This is a genomic window from Oryzisolibacter propanilivorax, assembly GCF_900103645.1.
GTDB lineage: Bacteria > Pseudomonadota > Gammaproteobacteria > Burkholderiales > Burkholderiaceae_C > Melaminivora > Melaminivora propanilivorax.
In genome coordinates, this window is record NZ_FNHP01000010.1 from 59334 (window position 1) to 76950 (window position 17617).

General features: G+C 70.0%; 23 protein-coding genes and 1 pseudogene. 2 read left to right on the plus strand and 22 right to left on the minus strand.

The genetic code is table 11. The annotated features are described in order from the left end of the window. Positions 1-8 precede the first annotated feature (8 nt). From BLQ61_RS14650 to BLQ61_RS17800, 10 genes and pseudogenes are all read right to left on the minus strand, one after another. Positions 9-395, minus strand: coding sequence for a DUF4870 family protein (locus tag BLQ61_RS14650; protein ID WP_091571910.1), 387 nt, complete (start codon positions 393-395; stop codon positions 9-11). Further along, positions 392-790, minus strand: coding sequence for a phosphoribosyl-ATP diphosphatase (locus BLQ61_RS14655; RefSeq protein WP_091571912.1), 399 nt, complete (start codon positions 788-790; stop codon positions 392-394). Before BLQ61_RS14655 ends, BLQ61_RS14650 begins: the two co-directional genes overlap by 4 nt. 7 nt (positions 791-797) lie before the next feature. Beyond that, a complete protein-coding gene (gene hisI, locus BLQ61_RS14660) occupies positions 798-1214 on the minus strand; it encodes a phosphoribosyl-AMP cyclohydrolase (protein WP_091571915.1) in 417 nt (138 codons plus the stop codon). A 75-nt stretch (positions 1215-1289) separates the two neighbouring features. After that, on the minus strand, positions 1290-2069 hold the full coding sequence (hisF, locus tag BLQ61_RS14665) for an imidazole glycerol phosphate synthase subunit HisF (protein WP_091571919.1): 780 nt from the start codon (positions 2067-2069) through the stop codon (positions 1290-1292). A gap of 83 nt (positions 2070-2152) precedes the next feature. Beyond that, positions 2153-2896: a 1-(5-phosphoribosyl)-5-[(5-phosphoribosylamino)methylideneamino]imidazole-4-carboxamide isomerase gene (gene hisA / locus BLQ61_RS14670; RefSeq protein WP_091571921.1), complete on the minus strand. Its 744-nt coding sequence runs from the start codon at positions 2894-2896 to the stop codon at positions 2153-2155. Between the two features lie 57 nt (positions 2897-2953). Continuing rightward, positions 2954-3622, minus strand: coding sequence for an imidazole glycerol phosphate synthase subunit HisH (hisH, locus tag BLQ61_RS14675; RefSeq protein ID WP_091571924.1), 669 nt, complete (start codon positions 3620-3622; stop codon positions 2954-2956). A gap of 54 nt (positions 3623-3676) precedes the next feature. After that, a complete protein-coding gene (hisB, locus tag BLQ61_RS14680) occupies positions 3677-4312 on the minus strand; it encodes an imidazoleglycerol-phosphate dehydratase HisB (protein WP_091571927.1) in 636 nt (211 codons plus the stop codon). Then, positions 4309-5433, minus strand: coding sequence for a pyridoxal phosphate-dependent aminotransferase (locus BLQ61_RS14685; RefSeq protein WP_091571929.1), 1125 nt, complete (start codon positions 5431-5433; stop codon positions 4309-4311). The genes hisB and BLQ61_RS14685 overlap by 4 nt, the downstream gene beginning before the upstream one ends. Before the next feature lie 44 nt (positions 5434-5477). After that, positions 5478-5906, minus strand: a complete 429-nt coding sequence (locus BLQ61_RS17420; protein WP_245704092.1) for a PIN domain-containing protein — start codon at positions 5904-5906, stop codon at positions 5478-5480. A gap of 90 nt (positions 5907-5996) precedes the next feature. After that, positions 5997-6182, minus strand: a pseudogene (locus tag BLQ61_RS17800) (PIN domain-containing protein); the annotation flags it as partial. A gap of 88 nt (positions 6183-6270) precedes the next feature. On the opposite strand from BLQ61_RS17800, the gene BLQ61_RS14695 reads away from it, so the two are divergent. Then, complete coding sequence (locus BLQ61_RS14695) at positions 6271-7212, plus strand: NAD-dependent protein deacetylase (protein WP_091571934.1); 942 nt, start codon at positions 6271-6273, stop codon at positions 7210-7212. Positions 7213-7232: 20 nt separating this feature from the next. On the opposite strand, the gene BLQ61_RS14700 is transcribed toward BLQ61_RS14695, so the two are convergent. Continuing rightward, a complete protein-coding gene (locus BLQ61_RS14700) occupies positions 7233-8699 on the minus strand; it encodes an aminotransferase-like domain-containing protein (protein ID WP_091571937.1) in 1467 nt (488 codons plus the stop codon). A 152-nt stretch (positions 8700-8851) separates the two neighbouring features. Here BLQ61_RS14700 and BLQ61_RS14705 point away from each other — a divergent pair, with 152 nt between their 5' ends. Next, entirely contained in the window at positions 8852-9196 is a 345-nt protein-coding gene (locus BLQ61_RS14705) for a DUF2917 domain-containing protein (RefSeq protein ID WP_091571940.1), read from the plus strand. Between the two features lie 22 nt (positions 9197-9218). Here BLQ61_RS14705 and hisD read toward each other — a convergent pair whose 3' ends face one another. The 11 genes from hisD to BLQ61_RS14760 form a co-directional block, all read right to left on the minus strand. Further along, a complete protein-coding gene (gene hisD / locus BLQ61_RS14710; protein ID WP_091571942.1) occupies positions 9219-10550 on the minus strand; it encodes a histidinol dehydrogenase in 1332 nt (443 codons plus the stop codon). A 28-nt stretch (positions 10551-10578) separates the two neighbouring features. Next, the gene (hisG, locus tag BLQ61_RS14715) at positions 10579-11229 is read right to left on the minus strand and encodes an ATP phosphoribosyltransferase (RefSeq protein ID WP_091571945.1); all 651 of its coding nucleotides are present in this window, start codon (positions 11227-11229) and stop codon (positions 10579-10581) included. A 78-nt stretch (positions 11230-11307) separates the two neighbouring features. Further along, complete coding sequence (locus tag BLQ61_RS14720; protein ID WP_091571947.1) at positions 11308-11556, minus strand: BolA family protein; 249 nt, start codon at positions 11554-11556, stop codon at positions 11308-11310. A 180-nt stretch (positions 11557-11736) separates the two neighbouring features. Then, positions 11737-12492, minus strand: a complete 756-nt coding sequence (locus tag BLQ61_RS14725; protein ID WP_091571950.1) for an ABC transporter permease — start codon at positions 12490-12492, stop codon at positions 11737-11739. After that, positions 12489-13421, minus strand: a complete 933-nt coding sequence (locus BLQ61_RS14730) for an ABC transporter ATP-binding protein (protein WP_091571953.1) — start codon at positions 13419-13421, stop codon at positions 12489-12491. The genes BLQ61_RS14725 and BLQ61_RS14730 overlap by 4 nt, the downstream gene beginning before the upstream one ends. Positions 13422-13471: 50 nt before the next feature. Continuing rightward, complete coding sequence (locus BLQ61_RS14735) at positions 13472-13741, minus strand: STAS domain-containing protein (protein WP_091571956.1); 270 nt, start codon at positions 13739-13741, stop codon at positions 13472-13474. A gap of 4 nt (positions 13742-13745) precedes the next feature. Beyond that, positions 13746-14393 carry an MlaC/ttg2D family ABC transporter substrate-binding protein gene (locus BLQ61_RS14740; RefSeq protein ID WP_091571958.1) on the minus strand — a complete coding sequence of 216 codons (648 nt, stop codon included), beginning with the start codon at positions 14391-14393 and terminating at the stop codon, positions 13746-13748. Positions 14394-14550: 157 nt separating this feature from the next. After that, positions 14551-15306: an MlaA family lipoprotein gene (locus BLQ61_RS14745; protein ID WP_091571961.1), complete on the minus strand. Its 756-nt coding sequence runs from the start codon at positions 15304-15306 to the stop codon at positions 14551-14553. After that, positions 15303-15782 carry an outer membrane lipid asymmetry maintenance protein MlaD gene (gene mlaD, locus BLQ61_RS14750; protein WP_091571964.1) on the minus strand — a complete coding sequence of 160 codons (480 nt, stop codon included), beginning with the start codon at positions 15780-15782 and terminating at the stop codon, positions 15303-15305. The genes BLQ61_RS14745 and mlaD overlap by 4 nt, the downstream gene beginning before the upstream one ends. 34 nt (positions 15783-15816) lie before the next feature. After that, complete coding sequence (gene mlaE / locus BLQ61_RS14755; protein WP_091571967.1) at positions 15817-16599, minus strand: lipid asymmetry maintenance ABC transporter permease subunit MlaE; 783 nt, start codon at positions 16597-16599, stop codon at positions 15817-15819. After that, a complete protein-coding gene (locus BLQ61_RS14760) occupies positions 16596-17423 on the minus strand; it encodes an ABC transporter ATP-binding protein (RefSeq protein ID WP_091571969.1) in 828 nt (275 codons plus the stop codon). The genes mlaE and BLQ61_RS14760 overlap by 4 nt, the downstream gene beginning before the upstream one ends. Positions 17424-17617 lie beyond the last annotated feature (194 nt).

Sequence of the window (17617 nt, forward strand, 5' to 3'; positions counted from 1 at the left end):
GTCGGGTGTCAGGCCGTGACGGCCTCGCTCTTGTTCATGGCCACCATGCCGCGCACGATGCGGTACAGGAACCAGATGGAAATCAGGCCCCAGGCGATCCAGCCGGGGAAGAAGAACAAAAACCACAGCGGCGCGGTGACGATGTACAGCACGCCGGCCCAGATCACCGTGCGGATGCGCCAGGAAAAGTGGCTGGCCTGCCAGGTGCCCTCGGCATCGCTTTTCTTGACCAGGTCGATGATCAGCGCCACCACCAGCAGCGCCGCGCCCGGCTGCGCGCCCGGCAGCACCGCGCCCAGGGCGACGATCAGGTGCAGCACGTAGCTGACCCAGCCCACCGCCTTGAGCGAGTCGGCGCGCTGGTCGGGTTCGATGTCGATGATGTCACGGCTCATGGTGTGCGTCCCTCCGGTTGCGGTTCCTGACCCTCGCGCGCCTGCGCCTTGCGCAGCGCCTTTTCCTCGATGCCGCTGGTGCCCTCGCGGCGCTCCAGCTCGGCGATCACGTCGGCCGGCGACAGGCCGAAGTGCGCCAGCGCCACCATGCCATGGAACCACAGGTCGGCCATCTCGTAGACCAGCGCAGCCGGGTCGGCGCCGTGCTGCACATCCTTGGCGGCCATGACCACCTCGGTGGCCTCCTCGCCGATCTTCTTCAGGAAGGCGTCCGGCCCCTTGTGCAGCAGCCGCGCCACGTAGCTGGCCTGCGGGTCGCCGCCGCGCTCGGGCTTGCGGCTGTCGATGAGGGCGGCCAGGCGGGCCAGGGAGTCGTTGCTGCTGGTGGTGGACATGAAAGGATCAGTTGTAGATGGAAGCCGGGTCTTTCAAGACCGGATCGACAGCCTGCCACTGGCCGTCCCGCAGAACGCTGTAGAAGCAGCTGTGCCGCCCGGTGTGGCAGGCGATCCCCGGCTCGTGCCCCTGCTGCGTAACGCGCAGCAGCACCACGTCGGCGTCGCAGTCCAGGCGGATCTCGTGCACCGTCTGCACATGGCCGGACTCTTCGCCCTTGAACCACAGCCGCCCGCGCGAGCGGCTGAAGTACACGGCGCGGCCCAGCTCCGCCGTCTTTTGCAGTGCCTCGCGGTCCATCCAGGCGAACATCAGCACGTCGCCGGTGGCGGCTTCCTGGGCGATGACGGGCACCAGCCCGCGCTCGTCCCAGCGCACCTGGTCGAGCCAGGACGCAGCTTCTACGGCAGAGGTATCGCTCATGTCTTTACTATGTTATGGATAGCTGCACGCCCTTATGGATAAAGGGCTTGCGGCCAATTTTGCTTGAAAACCAGCCTACAGCCGCACGGCGATGCCGCGCGCGCGCAGGTGCTCTTTGGCCTGGCGCACGGTGAACTCGCCGTAGTGGAAGATGCTGGCGGCCAGCACCGCGTCGGCGCCGCCCTGGCTGACGCCGTCGGCCAGGTGGTCCAGGTTGCCGACGCCGCCCGAGGCGATCACCGGCACCGGCACCGCGTCGCTGACGGCGCGCGTCAACGCCAGGTCGAAGCCGCTCTTGGTGCCGTCACGGTCCATGCTGGTCAAGAGAATCTCGCCGGCGCCGCGCCGCGCCATCTCGGTGGCCCACTGCACAGCGTCCAGCCCGGTGTTCTTGCGCCCGCCGTGGCTGTAGACGTCCCAGCCCTCGCCGCGCTCGGCCACCTCGGCACCCTGGCGCCGCTTGGCGTCGATGGCCACGACGATGCACTGCGCGCCGTATTTGCGCGATGCTTCCTCGATGACCTCAGGCGTGGAGATGGCGGCCGAGTTGAAGCTGACCTTGTCCGCACCCGCGTTCAGCAGCCGGCGCACGTCCGCCACGCTGCGCACGCCGCCGCCCACGGTGAGCGGGATGAACACCTGGCTGGCCACGGCCTCGATGATCGGCAGGATCAGGTCGCGCCCGTCGCTGGTGGCGGTGATGTCCAGGAAAGTGAGCTCGTCGGCGCCCTGCTCGTTGTAGCGCGCGGCGATCTCCACCGGGTCGCCCGCATCGCGCAGTTCGACGAAGTTGACGCCCTTGACGACCCGGCCGCCGGTCACGTCCAGGCAGGGGATGATGCGTTTGGCCAGCATGCGGGCAGCTCCGGGTAGGAAATCAGACAAGAAAAGGAAGCGCCGCGCCCCGCGCCCGGTGGCGCGGCGCAGGCGCCGTGGCCTCAGGCCGCCGCCAGCGCGTCGGCGCGCGCCTGCGCGGCGGCGAAATCCAGGTCGCCCGAGTAGATGGCGCGCCCGCAAATCACACCCTCCACACCCTCGGACTCGACCGCGCACAGCTGCTCGATGTCCGCCATGCCGGCCAGGCCGCCCGAGGCGATCACGGGGATGGTCAGCGCCTGCGCCAGCTTGACGGTGGCCTCGATATTGATGCCCGACAGCATGCCGTCGCGGCCGATGTCGGTGTAGATGATGGACTCCACGCCCCAGTCTTGGAATTTCTTCGCCAGGTCCACCACCTCGTGGCCGGTAAGCTTGCTCCAGCCGTCGGTGGCCACCTTGCCGTCCTTGGCGTCCAGGCCGACGATGATATGGCCGCCGAAGGCGCTGCAGGCGTCTTTCAGAAAGCCAGGGTTCTTCACCGCAGCGGTGCCGATGATGACGTAGGCCAGGCCGGCGTCGATGTAGCGCTCGATGGTGTCCAGGTCGCGGATGCCGCCGCCCAGCTGCACCGGGATGTCCGAGCCGACCTCGGCCAGGATGGACTTGATGGCCGCCTTGTTCTTGGGCTGGCCGGCGAAGGCGCCGTTCAGGTCCACCAGGTGCAGGCGGCGCGCGCCGGCGTCCACCCAGCGCCGCGCCATGGCGGCCGGGTCTTCGCCGAAGGTCGTCGATTGGTCCATGTCACCTTGCTTGAGGCGAACGCAGTGGCCGTCCTTGAGGTCGATGGCGGGGATGAGCAGCATGGTCGTGTGGTGCAAAGTGCGCCCTGCCGGGCGCGGCGGTTGCGGGAGGGGAAAGGCTCAGGGTTTCCAGGTCAGGAAGTTGCGGTACAGCCGCAGCCCGTGGGCAGCGCTCTTTTCCGGGTGGAACTGGGTGGCGAAGAGGTTGTCGCGGGCGATGGCGGCAGCGAACGGGCCGCCGTAGTCGGCCTCGCCGGCGCAGTGCGCCGGGTTGTCGGGACGGGCGTAGAAGCTGTGCACGAAGTAGAAATAGCTCTCCTCAGGCACGCCGTCCCACAGCGCATGCCGGCCATCGGCGCCGCAGGCCTGGCGCACGCGGTTCCAGCCCATCTGCGGCACCTTGTAGCGGCTGCCGTCGGGCTGCATGCGACCGGCCAGATCGAATTTCAGCACCTGGCCGGCAATCAGCCCCAGGCCGGGCGTGTCGCCCTCCTCGCTGCGGTCGAGCAGCATCTGCATGCCGACGCACACGCCGAACAGCGGCCGGCTGGCGGCCGCGTCCAGCACCGCCTGCTTGAGGCCGCTGGCGGCCAGCTCGGCCATGCAGTCGGGCATGGCGCCCTGGCCGGGCAGTACCACGCGGTCGGCGGCGGCCACGTCCTCGGGGCGGCTGGTGACCAGCACGCGGCAGTCCAGCCCCTCGGCCGCGGCCTGCACCGCCTGCGCCACCGAGCGCAGGTTGCCCATGCCGTAATCGACCACGGCGACGGTAGTTGCTTGCATTTTCATAGCTGCAGGCGCTTTATTCATCAGGGCTCAATGCCTTTTTGACCCAAAAACACGTCACAGCGCGCCCTTGGTGGACGGAATCACCCCGGCCATGCGCGGGTCGCGCTCCAGCGCCAGGCGCAGCGCGCGGGCGAAGGCCTTGAACACCGTCTCGCACTGGTGGTGGGCGTTGATGCCCTTCAGGTTGTCGATGTGAATGGTGGCCTGCGCGTGGTTAGCAAAACCCTGGAAGAACTCGTAGGTCAGCTGGGTGTCGAAGCCGCCGATGCTGGCCGCCGTGAACGGGATGTGCAGGTGCAGGCCCGGGCGGCCAGAAAAATCGATGACCACGCGCGACAGCGCCTCGTCCAGCGGCACATAGGCGTGGCCATAGCGGCTGATGCCTTTCTTGTCGCCCAGCGCACGCGCGAAGGCCTGGCCCAGCGTGATGCCCACGTCCTCCACCGTGTGGTGGCCGTCGATGTGCAGGTCGCCGTCGCACTCGATGTCCAGGTCGATCAGGCCGTGGCGCGCGATCTGCTCGAGCATGTGGTCGAAGAAGCCGATGCCGGTGGCCAGGCGCGATTGGCCGCTGCCGTCCAGGTTGACGCGCACGCGGATGCGCGTCTCGGCGGTGTTGCGCGACACCTCGGCCGTGCGGTCGGCGTACAGGTCGGGAGAAGCGGAAGGAATGAGTGCGGAAGAAGTCATAGCGAAGCCTCGAGCGCTGCCAGCATCTGTGCGTTGTCCTGCGCGCTGCCCACCGTCAGGCGCAGGCACTGCGCCAGCAGCGCGTGCATTGTAGAAACGTTCTTGACGAGGACCCCCCGGTCCTTCATGCCCTGGAAGGTGCGCGCCGCATCCGGCACGCGGACCAGCACCATGTTGGCCTGGCTGTCCCAGACGCGCTGCACGCCGGGCATGGCGCGCAGCCGCGCGATGAGCAGCTCGCGCTCGCCGCGCAGCTCGGCGGCCTGGTCGGCGAAGACGTCGGCGTGCTCGAGCGCGAACAGCGCCGCCTCACAGTTGAGCACGCTGATGTTGTAGGGCGGGCGCACCTTGTCGATCTCGCCGACCAGCGCCGCCGGACCGATGAGATAGCCCAGGCGCACACCCGCCAGGCCGAACTTGGACAGCGTGCGCATCAAGAGCACGTGCGCGTTGCGCGCGGGCTCCGCGCGCATGCGCTCGATCCAGCTGCGGCTGGCGAACGGCTGGTAGGCCTCGTCGATGGCGACGATGCCGCCCTGCGCGGCCACCGCATCGACGATGCGCTGCATGGCGCCCTCGTCCCACAGCGTGGCCGTGGGGTTGTTCGGATACGCCAGGTAGGTGATGGCCGGGTGGTGCGCGGCGATGGCGGCCAGCATGGCGCGCTCGTCCAGCTCGAAATCCGGTGTCAGCGGCACGCCGACGAAGTCCAGGCCCTGCAGCTGCGCGCTCATGGCGTACATGACGAAGCCCGGCACCGGCGCCAGCACCACGGCGCGGCGCCTGTCAGCGGCCGGCTGCGCGCAGGCCAGCGCCAGCAGGCTGATCAGCTCGTCCGAGCCGTTGCCCAGCATCAGCGCGCTGCCCTCGGGCGCGCCGGCGTGCGCGGCCAGGGCAGCCTTGAGCGCCTCTTGGCGCGCGCCGCCGGGGTAGCGGTTGAGCTGCAGCGCTCCCAGGCGCTCGCCCAGCGCGCGCTGCAGCGCGGGCGGCAGGGAAAACGGGTTCTCCATCGCGTCCAGCTTCAGCAGGCCATCGGACGGCGCGACGTGGTAGGCGTGCATGGCGCGCACGTCGGGACGGATGCGGGACAACGGGGAAGGCGCGGGGACGGAGGGATTCATCGGGCTCACCGGACTTGTCTGAAAAATCGGGACGGCGGGTGTTGTCAGGCCTGCGGCAGCAACGCGCAATGCTGCGGGTGCAGCACCTGCACGCCGCCGAACAGCGCGCCGTGCGGCAGCGCCAGCGACAGCAGCTGGCCGCAGCCGCTGTGCTGCGCGGCGGCCAGCGACAGGCAGTCGCCCCAGGCCAGCTGGTGGCGCGTCTGCAGCGCCCAGGCGGTCTCGAGCGTGGCGGCATCGACCTGCCAGGGCGTCCAGGCGTGGTAGCGGCGGATGGCGGCGCGCGCGTCGCCCTGCGGCATGGGCGGGCGGGCGTGCACCGTCGCGGCTTCGTAGAACTCGGCCAGCACCACGCTGCTGACGCGCCCGGCGCGCTCGCGCCACAGCACGTCCAGGGCGGCGCGCACCTGGGTGTGCACAGCCGTTTGCGCGCCGTCCTCGGCGGCCAGCAGCACGGCGGTATCGACAAACACCGGCTGCGTCAGCGGGCAGTCGAGGGCTTCGGCGCCGCTCTCCAGCGGTTGCGCCGGCGTGCGGCCGAAGCCGCAGGCGGCGGCGCTGCCGCCCGAGCGCCAGTTGCGCTCGTCGGTGCGCCAGGCGAGATAAGCGCGCTCATAGGCATCCTCGCGCCGCTGCAGCTCGCCCAGGAAGTCACCCACCATGCGCGACACGCTGGTGCCCCGGCGCGCCGCCTCAATGCGGGCCCATTCGAGCACCGGATCATCGACCGTGATGGTGACGTTCTTCATAAGGGCGAGCTTACACGAAATTCGTGTTGCACGATTTTCGTGTCGGCCACCTTCTGCACGAACACGCCATCCTTTCTATGCTTGCGCCATGCCTGTCGCCACGCCCGCATCTTCCGAAAAAGCCGCTGCTCCTGGCCAAGCTGCAGCGCCAGACGGCAGCCCTGCACTGTCGGACCCTGCGCTGCTGCCTGCCCCGCTGACACTGCTGCGCAACGCACCGCGCTGGACAGTGCTGACCGGCGCCGGCATCAGCACCGGCAGTGGCATCCCCGACTACCGCGACGCCGCCGGCGCCTGGAAGCGCCCGGCGCCGGTGATGTTCCAGGACTTCATGGCGCACGCCGCCACGCGCCGGCGCTACTGGGCGCGCAGCCTGATCGGCTGGCCGGTCTTTGCCCGTGCCCAGCCCAACGCCGCGCACCAGGCGCTGGCGCAGCTGCAGGCGGCAGGATACGTGGGCACCCTGATCACGCAGAACGTGGACGGACTGCACCAGCGCGCCGGCAGCACCGGCGTGATCGACCTGCACGGGCGGCTGGACCAGACGGTGTGCATGGGCTGCGGCCGGCGCGCACCGCGCGAAGAGTTCCAGCAGGCCCTGCTGCAGGCCAACCCCGGCTGGGCGCACTGGCGCGCACCCGTGGCGCCAGACGGCGACGCCGACCTGCAAGGCGTGGATTTCAGCGCTTTTGCTGTCCCGCCCTGCCCGCTGTGCGGCGGCATCGTCAAGCCGGATGTCGTGCTCTACGGCGAGAACGTACCGCGAGAGCGCGTGCAGGCAGCGCTGCAGGCGCTGGAGCAAAGCGACCTGCTGCTGGTCGTGGGCAGCTCCCTGATGGTGTATTCAGGGTTGCGCTTCGTGCATGCGGCACGCGAGCGCGGCCTGCCGGTGGCGGCCATCAATCTCGGGCGCACGCGGGCGGACGAACTGCTGATGCTGAAGGTAACGGCGCCCTGTGCGGACGTGCTGCAGATGCTGGCGCGCAGCCTTGCCCAGCCTGCCGCAACCGCTACGGCAGCCACGCGGTAAGCAGTGCCACGGCCCATGCGTCACGCCGCCCGCGCCACTTCTTCCTGCAGCAGCTGCCCGGCGATCTCGCCCACGCGCCGCAGCCCCTCCAGATGTGCCTCGCCCCATTCCCCACCCAGCCCGATGCGCAGGCAATTGCGAAAGCGCCCGCTGGCGCTGAACAGCGTACCCGGTGCCACCAGAATGCCCTCGGTCAGGCAGGCTTCGTGCAGCCGCAGCGCGTCCAGCCCGCGCGGCAGCGCCAGCCACAGCAGCAGGCCTCCGGGCGGGTCGCTCACGCGCGTGCCGCGCGGAAAGTGCATGGCAATGGCTTCGCGCGCGGCCTGCACCCGGGCACCGGCCCGCGCGCGCAGGGTGCGCATGGCGGCGGCGTGGCCGGGCTGGGTGATCAGGTCGGCCAGCGCCAGCTCCAGCACCGGCGACTGGCCGCCCGACTGCACGTCCTGCAGGCGGTGCACCTCGCGCTGCCAGCGCCCGGCCTCGACCCAGCCCAGGCGCAGGCCCGGCGCCAGCGTCTTGGAAAACGAGCCGCACAACATGACGTGGCCGCGGTCGTCGTATGACTTGACGCTGCGGCGCATCTCGTCGCCATCGGCCAGGTCGTTGTAGATCGCGTCCTCGATCACCGCCACGCCGTGGCGCGCGGCCAGCTGCGCCAGGCGCCGGCGCTCGGCCTGCGGCAGGCAGGCGCCCAGCGGGTTGCTCAGCGTGGGCACCAGCAGCACGGCCTTGACGGGTTGCGTCTCCAGCGCCAGCTGCAGCGCGTCCAGCGACAGGCCATGGCGCGGGTGCGTGGGGATTTCCAGCGCACGCAGGTGCAGGCTCTGCAGCACCTCCAGGAAGGAGAAGTGCGTTGGCGACTCCAGCGCCACCACGTCGCCCGGCCGGGTGACGGCGCGCAGGCACAGCGCGATGGCATCCATGCAGCCGCCGGTGACGACGATGCGCTCGGGGTCCAGCGTGCAGCCCAGGCTGGCGGCGTAGCGCGCCAGCGCCCGGCGCGCCTCGGGCTGGCCGGTGGCCGACGGATAGGCATACAGCAAACCGTGGTGGCGCTGCACCGCGCGCGCCACGGCGCGGCGCACGCGCTCGGTGTCCAGCAGGTCCGGGCCGGGCGTGCCGCTGCTGTACGACAGCAGGTGGTCGGGCTGCGCCTGTCCCAGCACGCGCTGGCCCAGCCAGTCCACGGCCACGGCGCGCGGCCGGGGCGAGGCGCGCACAGCGGCCGGCGCGGTCAGCGGCGCGGGTTGCGGGCCGCTGCGCGGCGCGACGAAGAAGCCCGAGCGCGGGCGGGCGACGACCAGCCGCGCGTCCTCCAGCCAGTGCAGCGCCTGCACCACCGTCGTCGGCGCTGCGCCGTGCTGGCGCGCCAGCGCGCGCACCGAGGGCAGGCGCTCACCGCGCGCCAGCGTGCCGTTGCGGATGAGTTCGGCCCACTGGCCGGCGATCTGCTGGTACAGGGGCAAGGCGTCGGCGGCACAGGTCATGCCGCGATTCTGTACGGGTGCGGGCGGCGCAGGGCAGTACAGACGAGCGCTGCACCGACCAACACAGCCGTCCCTGCAGCGCCGGCTGTACCAATGCACGGCGCGGCCGTCTGTGGCTGGCGGCGCGGAGTGCAGGGGGCGAGAGTGCAGGCATGCAACACACCGCCCCGCTCTTGTCGTTTCGCTGGCCCGCCTGGGCCCTTCCGCGCACCCTGCCCGGCGCCCTGCCTGCCTGGCAGGAATGTCATCTGGCGCCCGGCCAGGCGCCGCGACTGCTGGTCGTGCCGCGTGGCACGCGTCTGCTGCTGCAGGTTGGCCAGGGCCAAGTCTGGCTGACCTGCGAGGGCCAGCCGAGGGATCATTTTCTGGAGGCTGATGCCGCAGCGCAAGCGGATGGCAACGCACCTCTGGTCATCGCCGGGCCGGCGCGACTGCACGTCGGCACCGCGGGGGCCAGCGCGGCGGCGGTGCTGCGCTGGCGCTGGCTGCAGGGCTGACGGCCCCGCGCGGCGCAGCGGCTCAGCACTGCGCGGTGGGCAGCAGCCGCATCTCCGCCGCCCGCGCATGCGCCTGCAGCCCCTCGCCGTGCGCCAGCACGCTGGCGATGCGGCCCAGCTCCTGCGCGCCCTGCTCGCTGACCTCGATCAGGCTGCTGCGCTTCTGGAAGTCGTATACGCCCAGCGGCGAGGAAAACCGCGCCGTGCCGCTGGTGGGCAGCACGTGGTTCGGGCCGGCGCAGTAGTCGCCCAGGCTCTCGGAGGTGTAGGCCCCCAGGAAGATGGCGCCGGCGTGCCTGAGCAGCGGCTCCCAGCGGTGCGGGTCGCGGCTGGAGACTTCCAGATGCTCGGGCGCGATGCGGTTGCTGATGGCGCAGGCCTCTTCCATGTCGCGCGTGTGGATCAGCGCGCCGCGGTCGGTCAGGCTCTTGGCGATGATCTCGGCGCGCGGCATCTCGGGCAGCAGGCGGTCGATCTCGCGCTGCACGGCGTCGATGTAGGCGGCATCCGGGCACAGCAGGATGGACTGCGCCAGCTCGTCGTGCTCGGCCTGGGAAAACAGGTCCATCGCCACCCAGTCCGGGGGCGTCGAGCCGTCGGCCAGCACCAGGATCTCGCTGGGCCCGGCGATCATGTCAATGCCCACGGTGCCGAACACGCGCTTCTTGGCGCTGGCGACGTAGGCGTTGCCAGGACCGGTGATCTTGTCCACGCGCGGGATGGTCTGGGTGCCATGGGCCAGCGCGGCCACGGCCTGCGCGCCGCCCACGGTGAAGGCGCGGTGCACGCCGGCCACGTGCGCGGCGGCCAGCACCAGCGGGTTCTTGGCGCCGTGCGGCGTGGGCACGACCATGATGATCTCGGGCACGCCGGCCACCTGCGCGGGGATGGCGTTCATCAGCACGCTGCTGGGGTACGCCGCCTTGCCGCCGGGCACGTAGATGCCGACGCGGTCCAGCGGCGTCACCTTCTGGCCCAGCAGGGTGCCGTCCTCGTCGCGGTAGCTCCAGCTCTCGCCGCTGGCGCGGCGCTGGGCCTCGTGGTAGCGGCGCACGCGCGCGGCGGCGTCCTGCAGCGCCTGCTGCTGCACGGGCGGCAGCGACTCGAACGCGGCGCGCAGCTCATCGGCGTGCAGCTCCAGTTCGGGCACGTTTTGCGCATGCAGGCCGTCGAAGCGCTGGGTGTACTCCAGCAGCGCGGCGTCGCCGCGCGCACGCACGTCGGCCAGGATGTCGGCCACGCGCTGCTCGATGGCCGCGTCCTGTTCGGCCGACCAATGCAGGCGCTGCGTGAATTCCTGCTCGAAATTGCCGGAAGTCGTGGACAGGCGCAGGGGTGCAGCTACAAGATTCATAGTAAGACCGGGCGGGTGCGGTAGGTTTTCAGGCGGGCGCCAGGGCGCTGGCGAAGGCCTCGATGATGCGCTTGAGCGGCGCCTGCTTGAGCTTCAGCGCGGCCTGGTTGACCACCAGGTGCGAGCTGATGTCCATGATCGGCTCGACCTCGACCAGGTGGTTGGCCTTGAGCGTGTTGCCGGTGGAGACCAGGTCCACGATGGCGTCGGCCAGGCCGGTGAGCGGCGCCAGCTCCATGCTGCCGTAGAGCTTGATCAGGTCCACGTGCACGCCCTTGGAGGCGAAGAACTCGCGCGCGATCGCGGTGTACTTGGTCGCCACCTTCAGGCGCGCGCCCTGGCGCACGGCCTGCGCGTAGTCGAAGTCGGCCCGCACGGCGACGCTGACGCGGCACTTGGCGATGCGCAGGTCCAGCGGGCGGAACAGCCCCTGGCCGCCGTGCTCGATCAGCGAGTCCTTGCCGGCCACGCCGAGGTCGGCGCCGCCGTACTGCACGTAGGTCGGCACGTCGCTGGCCCGCACCAGCACCACGCGCACCTCGGGCCGGCTGGTGGGCAGGATGAGCTTGCGCGACTTCTCCGGGTCTTCCAGCACCTCGATGCCGGCGGCGGCCAGCAGGGGCAGTGTTTCCTCGAAGATGCGGCCCTTGGACAGGGCCAGGGTGATGGGTGCGTTCATTTCAAGCGAAATTGGCCTCCAGCCCTTATGCAGCAAAGGCCAGCAGCTATGGATTCAGGAGTTTAAGGCGCCCTGCGCTCAGGCGCCCGGCTGCTCGGCGCGCCACTCGGCGGGGGTCAGCGTCTTCATCGACAGCGCATGCACCTCGTCGGTCTGCATGCGTCCGCCCAGGGTGGCATACACGCGCTGGTGGCGCTGGATCTGGCGCTTGCCCTCGAACTCGGGCGAGACGATGGTGGCGAACCAGTGGCGGCCGTCGCCGTCCAGCGCGATATGCTCGCACTGCAGGCCGGCGCTGATGATGTCCTTGAGTTCGTTGGCAGTCATGGCGTAGAGAGTAGTCGGGTTGAGGGTGTGCACCGCGCCCGGCCTTGCCCTGGTCCGTTGCCAGGGGCGCAGGCCAGGGCACCCCTGGCTCCGGCTTTGCCGGGCCAACGGGTGCGTTCCCCTTTCCGCGCGCAGCGCGAGAGAAGGGGGAAGATGCGAAGCGACTCAGGGGGATGCACGCTAGTTCCTGATCTTGTAGCCCGTGCGCAGCAGGTGCAGCGCCAGCGCGCTGACCAGCGCCCAGGCCAGGCCGACCACGCCCAGGCTGATCCAGGGCGAGACGTCGCTGACCCCGAAGAAGCCGTGGCGAAAGCCGTCGATCATGTAGAAGAACGGGTTCAGGTGGCTCACCGCCTGCCAGAACGGGGGCAGCGACTGGATGGAATAGAACACGCCCGACAGGAACGTCATGGGCATGATCAGGAAGTTCTGGAACGCCGCCATCTGGTCGAATTTGTCGGCCCACAGCCCGGCGATCACGCCCAGCGTGGCCAGCAGCGCCGTGCCCAGCAGCGCGAAGGCCACGATCCACCATGGCGCGGCGAAGTGCGGCGCGGCGTAGAACAGCGTGGCGATGAAGACGCCCAGGCCGACCATCAGCGCGCGCAGCATGGACGCGCCAACGTAGGCGCCGAACCAGGCGCGGTGCGACAGCGGCGTGAGCAGCAGAAACACCAGGCTGCCCATGATCTTGCTCTGGATCAGGCTGGACGAGCTGTTGGCAAAGGCGTTCTGCAGCATGCCCATCATCACCAGGCCGGGCACCAGGAAGGCGGTGTAACTCAGGTGGCCATAGACCTGCACCCGGTCCTCCAGCACGTGGCCGAAGATCAGCAAGTACAGCATGGAGGTCAGCACCGGCGCGGCCACGGTCTGGAAGCCCACTTTCCAGAAGCGCAGCACTTCCTTCTTGAACAGCGTCTGCCAGCCGGTCATGCACGCTGCTCCCGCTGGGCGTCTTCCTGCGCCTCGGCCATGACGTTCAGGAACACGTCCTCGAGGTCAGCCTTGCGGATCTCCACGTCCTCCACGCGCACGCCGGCGGCGCGCAGCGCGGCCAGGTACTGCTCGATCTCCTGCGCGTCCTGCGCCGGCAGCTGCGCCACGCGGCCGGTAACGCGCGCGACCTGCGCCAGCGCCGGCGGCAGCGCGTCGTCGGTCTTGAAGCGCAGCACGTTGGCGGAGGCCGCGCCCAGCAGCTCGGAGGTGCGCGCCAGCGCCACCACGCGCCCGCGCTTGAGCATCGCCAAGCGTGTGCAAAGCGCCTCGGCTTCCTCCAGGTAGTGCGTGGTCAGCAGCACCGTATGGCCCTGCTTGTTCAGCCGCGCGACGAACTGCCACAACGTCTGGCGCAGCTCCACGTCCACGCCGGCGGTAGGCTCGTCCAGCACGATGATCGGCGGCTTGTGCACCAGCGCCTGCGCCACCAGCACGCGCCGCTTCATGCCGCCCGAGAGCTGGCGCATGTTGGCGCTGGCCTTGTCGGCCAGACCCAGGGCGTCGAGCAGCTCGTCGATCCAGGCGTCGTTGTCGCGCACGCCGAAGTAGCCGGACTGCAGGCGCAGCGTCTCGCGCACGTTGAAGAAGGGGTCGAACACCAGTTCCTGCGGCACCACGCCGAGCTGGCGGCGCGCGTCGGCGAACTGCGACTGCACGTCGTGCCCCAGCACCGACACGCTGCCGCTGGTGGCGCGCGCCAGGCCGGCCAGGATGCTGATGAGGGTGGTCTTGCCCGCGCCGTTCGGGCCGAGCAGGCCGAAGAACTCGCCTTCCTGGATGTCCAGCGACACCCCGTCCAGTGCCTGGAACGGGCCCCGGGGAGTGGAAAAGGTCTTGGAGACGGACTGGAAGGAGACGGCGGCCATGGGAACCGGGCATTCTAGCCCGCGCCCTCCTGGCCGACTGGCCTGGGGCTTTAGGCTACCGGCAGCAGCTCGTGCACCCCGTACAGCTCGGCCAGGCTGGCCAGATGCGTCGGCATGCCCTGCACCGCCAGAGTGCGGCCAGCCGCCACGGCGGCGCGCCGGCATTCCAGCAGCACCGCCAGCGCCGACGAGTCGAAGGTCGCCAGCGCCTGCGCGTCCACAACCACCACCGGGCCGGCTTCGCCCGGCAGCCGGGCCAGCAGTTGCTGCGCGCAGGCACGCGCCTGGCGCTGGGTTAGCTCGGCAGGCAGCGTCAGCATGGGCTTACTTCGTGCCGGAGTTATTGCTGCGGTTGCGCGTCGCCAGCGCGTCGATCAGCCCGTCGATGCCGCGCGCGTTCACCTCTTGCGCGAACTGGCTGCGGTAGGTGTCGACCAGCCACACGCCCAGCACATTCAGGTTGTAGATCTTCCAGCCGGCACCGTCGCCGGCGGTTTTTTCCATGCGGTAGTCCAGCTGCACCGGGTCGCCGCGGCCGTGCACTTCGGTCCGCACCAGCACGTCCTTGTCGCCGGGTGCGGCGCGCAGCGGCTTGACGACCACCGTCTGGTCGGAGATCTGCGCCACCGCGCCGGCGTAGGTGCGCACCAGCAGCTGCTTGAACTCCTCCTGCAGCCGCGCCTGCTGCTGCGGCGTGGCCTGGCGCCAGGCCGGGCCCACGGCGCCAGCCGTCATGCGGCGGAAGTTCACGTGCGGCAGGATGATGCGGTCGACCAGCCGCATCAGGTACTCGACGTTGCCGGACTTGACCGAGGGGTCCTTGCGCGCGGTCTCCAGCACCTCGCTGGACAGGCGCTTGATGAGCGCGTCGGGGGCCTCCTCGGCGGCCAGGGCAAGGCTGGACAAGGGCAGGCAGGAAACGGCCGCCAGCGCGGCGGCGGCATGGATCAGGGTTCGGCGGTTCATCGGCATGGCAGGGAATGGCTTTCTTTGTGTCAGGGGAAATGCCGCGGCCTCGGGCGCAGCCACGGCAGCGCCGCCATTGTGCGCAGCCGACCCGGCGGCCATGCGTCGGACGCGTGCCCGGTTGCAAGCAACTGCAAACCGCACGGGCGCCGCTGGCCAAGGTTCAATAGTCGTCGGAGATCCGTCCGGCTTCCTCGTCCCGCGCGCGTGCCTTGCGGCTGGAGAGCGCATGGTTGTTGCGCACCTGCAGGTAGACGTCGCGCGTGAACGAGTAGGAGTCAAGCGCGGCGTTGTCCAGCACCTCGCCGGCCTGCAGCAAGCGCGAGCGCTTGTCCACCACACGCAGTCCGTACAGCGTGTTGCGCGCCGACACCGGATCGACCTGACGCACCAGGTCACCCCAGTGATCGGCAGGCAGCGCCGCCGTGTCGCGCAGCGTGGACGGGCCCAGCAGCGGCAGCACCAGATAAGGCCCGGTGGGCACGCCCCAGCGGCCCAGCGTCAGGCCAAAGTCCTGCTTGTGGCGCTCGATGCCCATCTCACTGGCGATATCCAGCACGCCGCCCAAGCCAAAGACGGTGTTGACGTTGAAGCGCACCATGCTGTCGTAGGCGTCGCGCAGGCGCAGCTGCAGCACGTTGTTGACGAACGACCAGGCATCGCCCAGGTTGCCGAAGAAGTTGCCTACGCCGGTGCGCAGCGGCCGCGGCGCGACGTCGCGGTAGACCGTCGCCACGGGCCGCAGCACGGCGTCGTCCACGCGGTCGTTGAACGTGGTCATGGCCCGGTTGTAGGGCTCCAGCGGGTCGTCCGGGTGGGCATGGGGGCCGCTGGCGCAGCCTGCGGCCAGGGCACAGGCCAACGCCAGAGCGCCCCAGCGGGGCACACGGCGAACTGCGGAAAAGGTGGTGGGGTTCATTTGGAGGGTCCTGCGCTGGCGCCTTCTTCGGCCTTGCCGTAGAGGAACTGGCCGATGAGATTTTCCAGCACGACGGCCGATTGCGTGGCAGTGACGGTGTCGCCCGGGGCGAGCTGCGCCTCGTCATAGCCGGCCTCGATGCCGATGTACTGGTCGCCCAGCAAGCCGCTGGTGAGGATTTTCAGGGAGCTGTCCTTGGGGAACACGTAGCGTTTGTCCAGCTCCAGTGTCACCCGCGCCTGATAGGTCTTGTCGTCAAAATTGATGGCCTGCACGCGGCCGACGACCACGCCGGCGCTGCGCACCGCCGCCTGGGGCTTCAGGCCGCCGATGTTGTCGAAGCGCGCGGTGACGGTGTAGCCGCTCTTCCAGTCCAGATGCAGCAGGTTGGCCGCCTGCAGCGCCAGGAACACCAGAGCCGCCGCGCCCAGCAGCACGAACAGGCCCACCCAGACGTCATTCTTGGACTGCTGCATGGTGAAATTTCCTTGAGTTGTCTTGTCGTGAGGTTCAGATGCGGAACATCAGCGCCGTGAGCACAAAGTCCAGCGCCAGCACCGACAGCGACGCCATGACCACCGTGCGCGTGGTGGCGCGCGCCACGCCCTCAGGGGTGGCCCGCGCGGCGTAGCCCTGCAGCACGGCGATGAAGGTGACGGCCACGCCGAACACCGCGCTCTTGACGACGCCGTTGCCCACGTCGCGCCACACGTCCACGCCGGACTGCATCTGGCCCCAGAACGCGCCGGTGTCCACGCCCAGCAGCACCACGCCGACCAGCCAGCCGCCAATCACGCCGACGGCGCTGAACACCGCCGCCAGCAGCGGCATGGCGATCACGCCAGCAAAGAAGCGCGGCGCCAGGATGCGCCGCTCGGGGTCGACGGCCATCATCTCCATCGCCGCCAGCTGCTCGCCGGCGCGCATCAGGCCGATCTCGGCGGTGAGCGAGGTGCCGGCGCGCCCGGCGAACAGCAGCGCCGCGACCACCGGCCCGAGCTCGCGCACCAGGCCCAGCGTCACCACCAGCCCCAGGGCATTGGCCGAGCCGTACAGCTGCAGCACGTTGTAGCCCTGCAGCGCCAGCACGAAGCCGACGAACAGGCCCGAAGTGGCGATGATGGACAGCGAATGGTTGCCCAAGAAATGCACCTGGTCGCGCAGCAGCGCCGGGCGACGCGCCACCGCCGGCGCCAGCGCCAGCAGCCGCGCCAGCAGCCGCGTGGCGGCGCCGATGTCGGCCAGCTTGCAGCGCACGGCGAAACCCAGGCGCGCGGGGTGCCAGCGGCTCATGGCGTGCCTCCGAAATCCTCGGCAAGGGGCGGCGCCGGCTGGTGGAACGGCACCGGCCCGGTCGGCAGCGCGCGCACGAACTGGTGCACCAGCGGGTCGATGCTGGCGCGCACCTCGTCGGGCGTGCCCTGGGCGGCGACATGGCCCGGGCCCAGGATGATGACGTGGTCGGCCAGCCGGAAGGTCTCCTCCAGGTCGTGCGAGACCAGGATGCTGGTCAGGCCCATGGTCTCGCCCAGGCGACGGATCAGCTGCGCGGCTGTGCCCAAGGCGATCGGGTCCAACCCGGCGAAGGGCTCGTCGTACATGATGAGTTCGGGGTCGAGCGCGATGGCCCGCGCCAGCGCCACGCGCCGCGCCATGCCGCCGGAGATCTGGCTGGGCATCAGGTCGCGCGCGCCGCGCAGGCCCACGGCGTTGAGCTTCATCAGCGCGATGTCGCGCACCAGCGCCTCGGGCAGGTCGGTGTGCTCGCGCAGCGGGAAGGCCACGTTGTCCAGCACGCTCATGTCGGTGAACAGTGCGCCGAACTGGAACAGCATGCCCATGCGCCGGCGCAGCGCGTATAGGCCCGCCTTGTCCAGCCGGCCCATGTCCTGCCCGTCCACCAGCACCTGCCCCGACTGCGTGCGCAGCTGCCCGCCGATCAGGCGCAGCACGGTGGTCTTGCCGCCGCCCGACGCGCCCATGATGGCCGTGACCTTGCCGCGCGGCACCGTCAGCGATAGCCCCTGCAGCAGGGTGCGCTCGCCGTAGCCGAAGGTGACGTCGCGCAGCTCCACCAGAAAGCGGGCCTCGGGTGCGGCGGGCGGGGCGGCGGGCATGGCAGGCGGCAGGTCGGGCAGAGCGAGGGAAAAGGGCGGGTATGCGGCGGGTGCGCCGTCATCGGACAGGGCAAAAAAAGCTGGGCACGCGCCACACCGCGCGAGCGGACAGCCGGCCATCATAGGGGCAAACCCTCCATGCCCGCTGCGCCGGCCGTCGTTTTCTCGGATGAGCATATGACGTTTCGCTATAA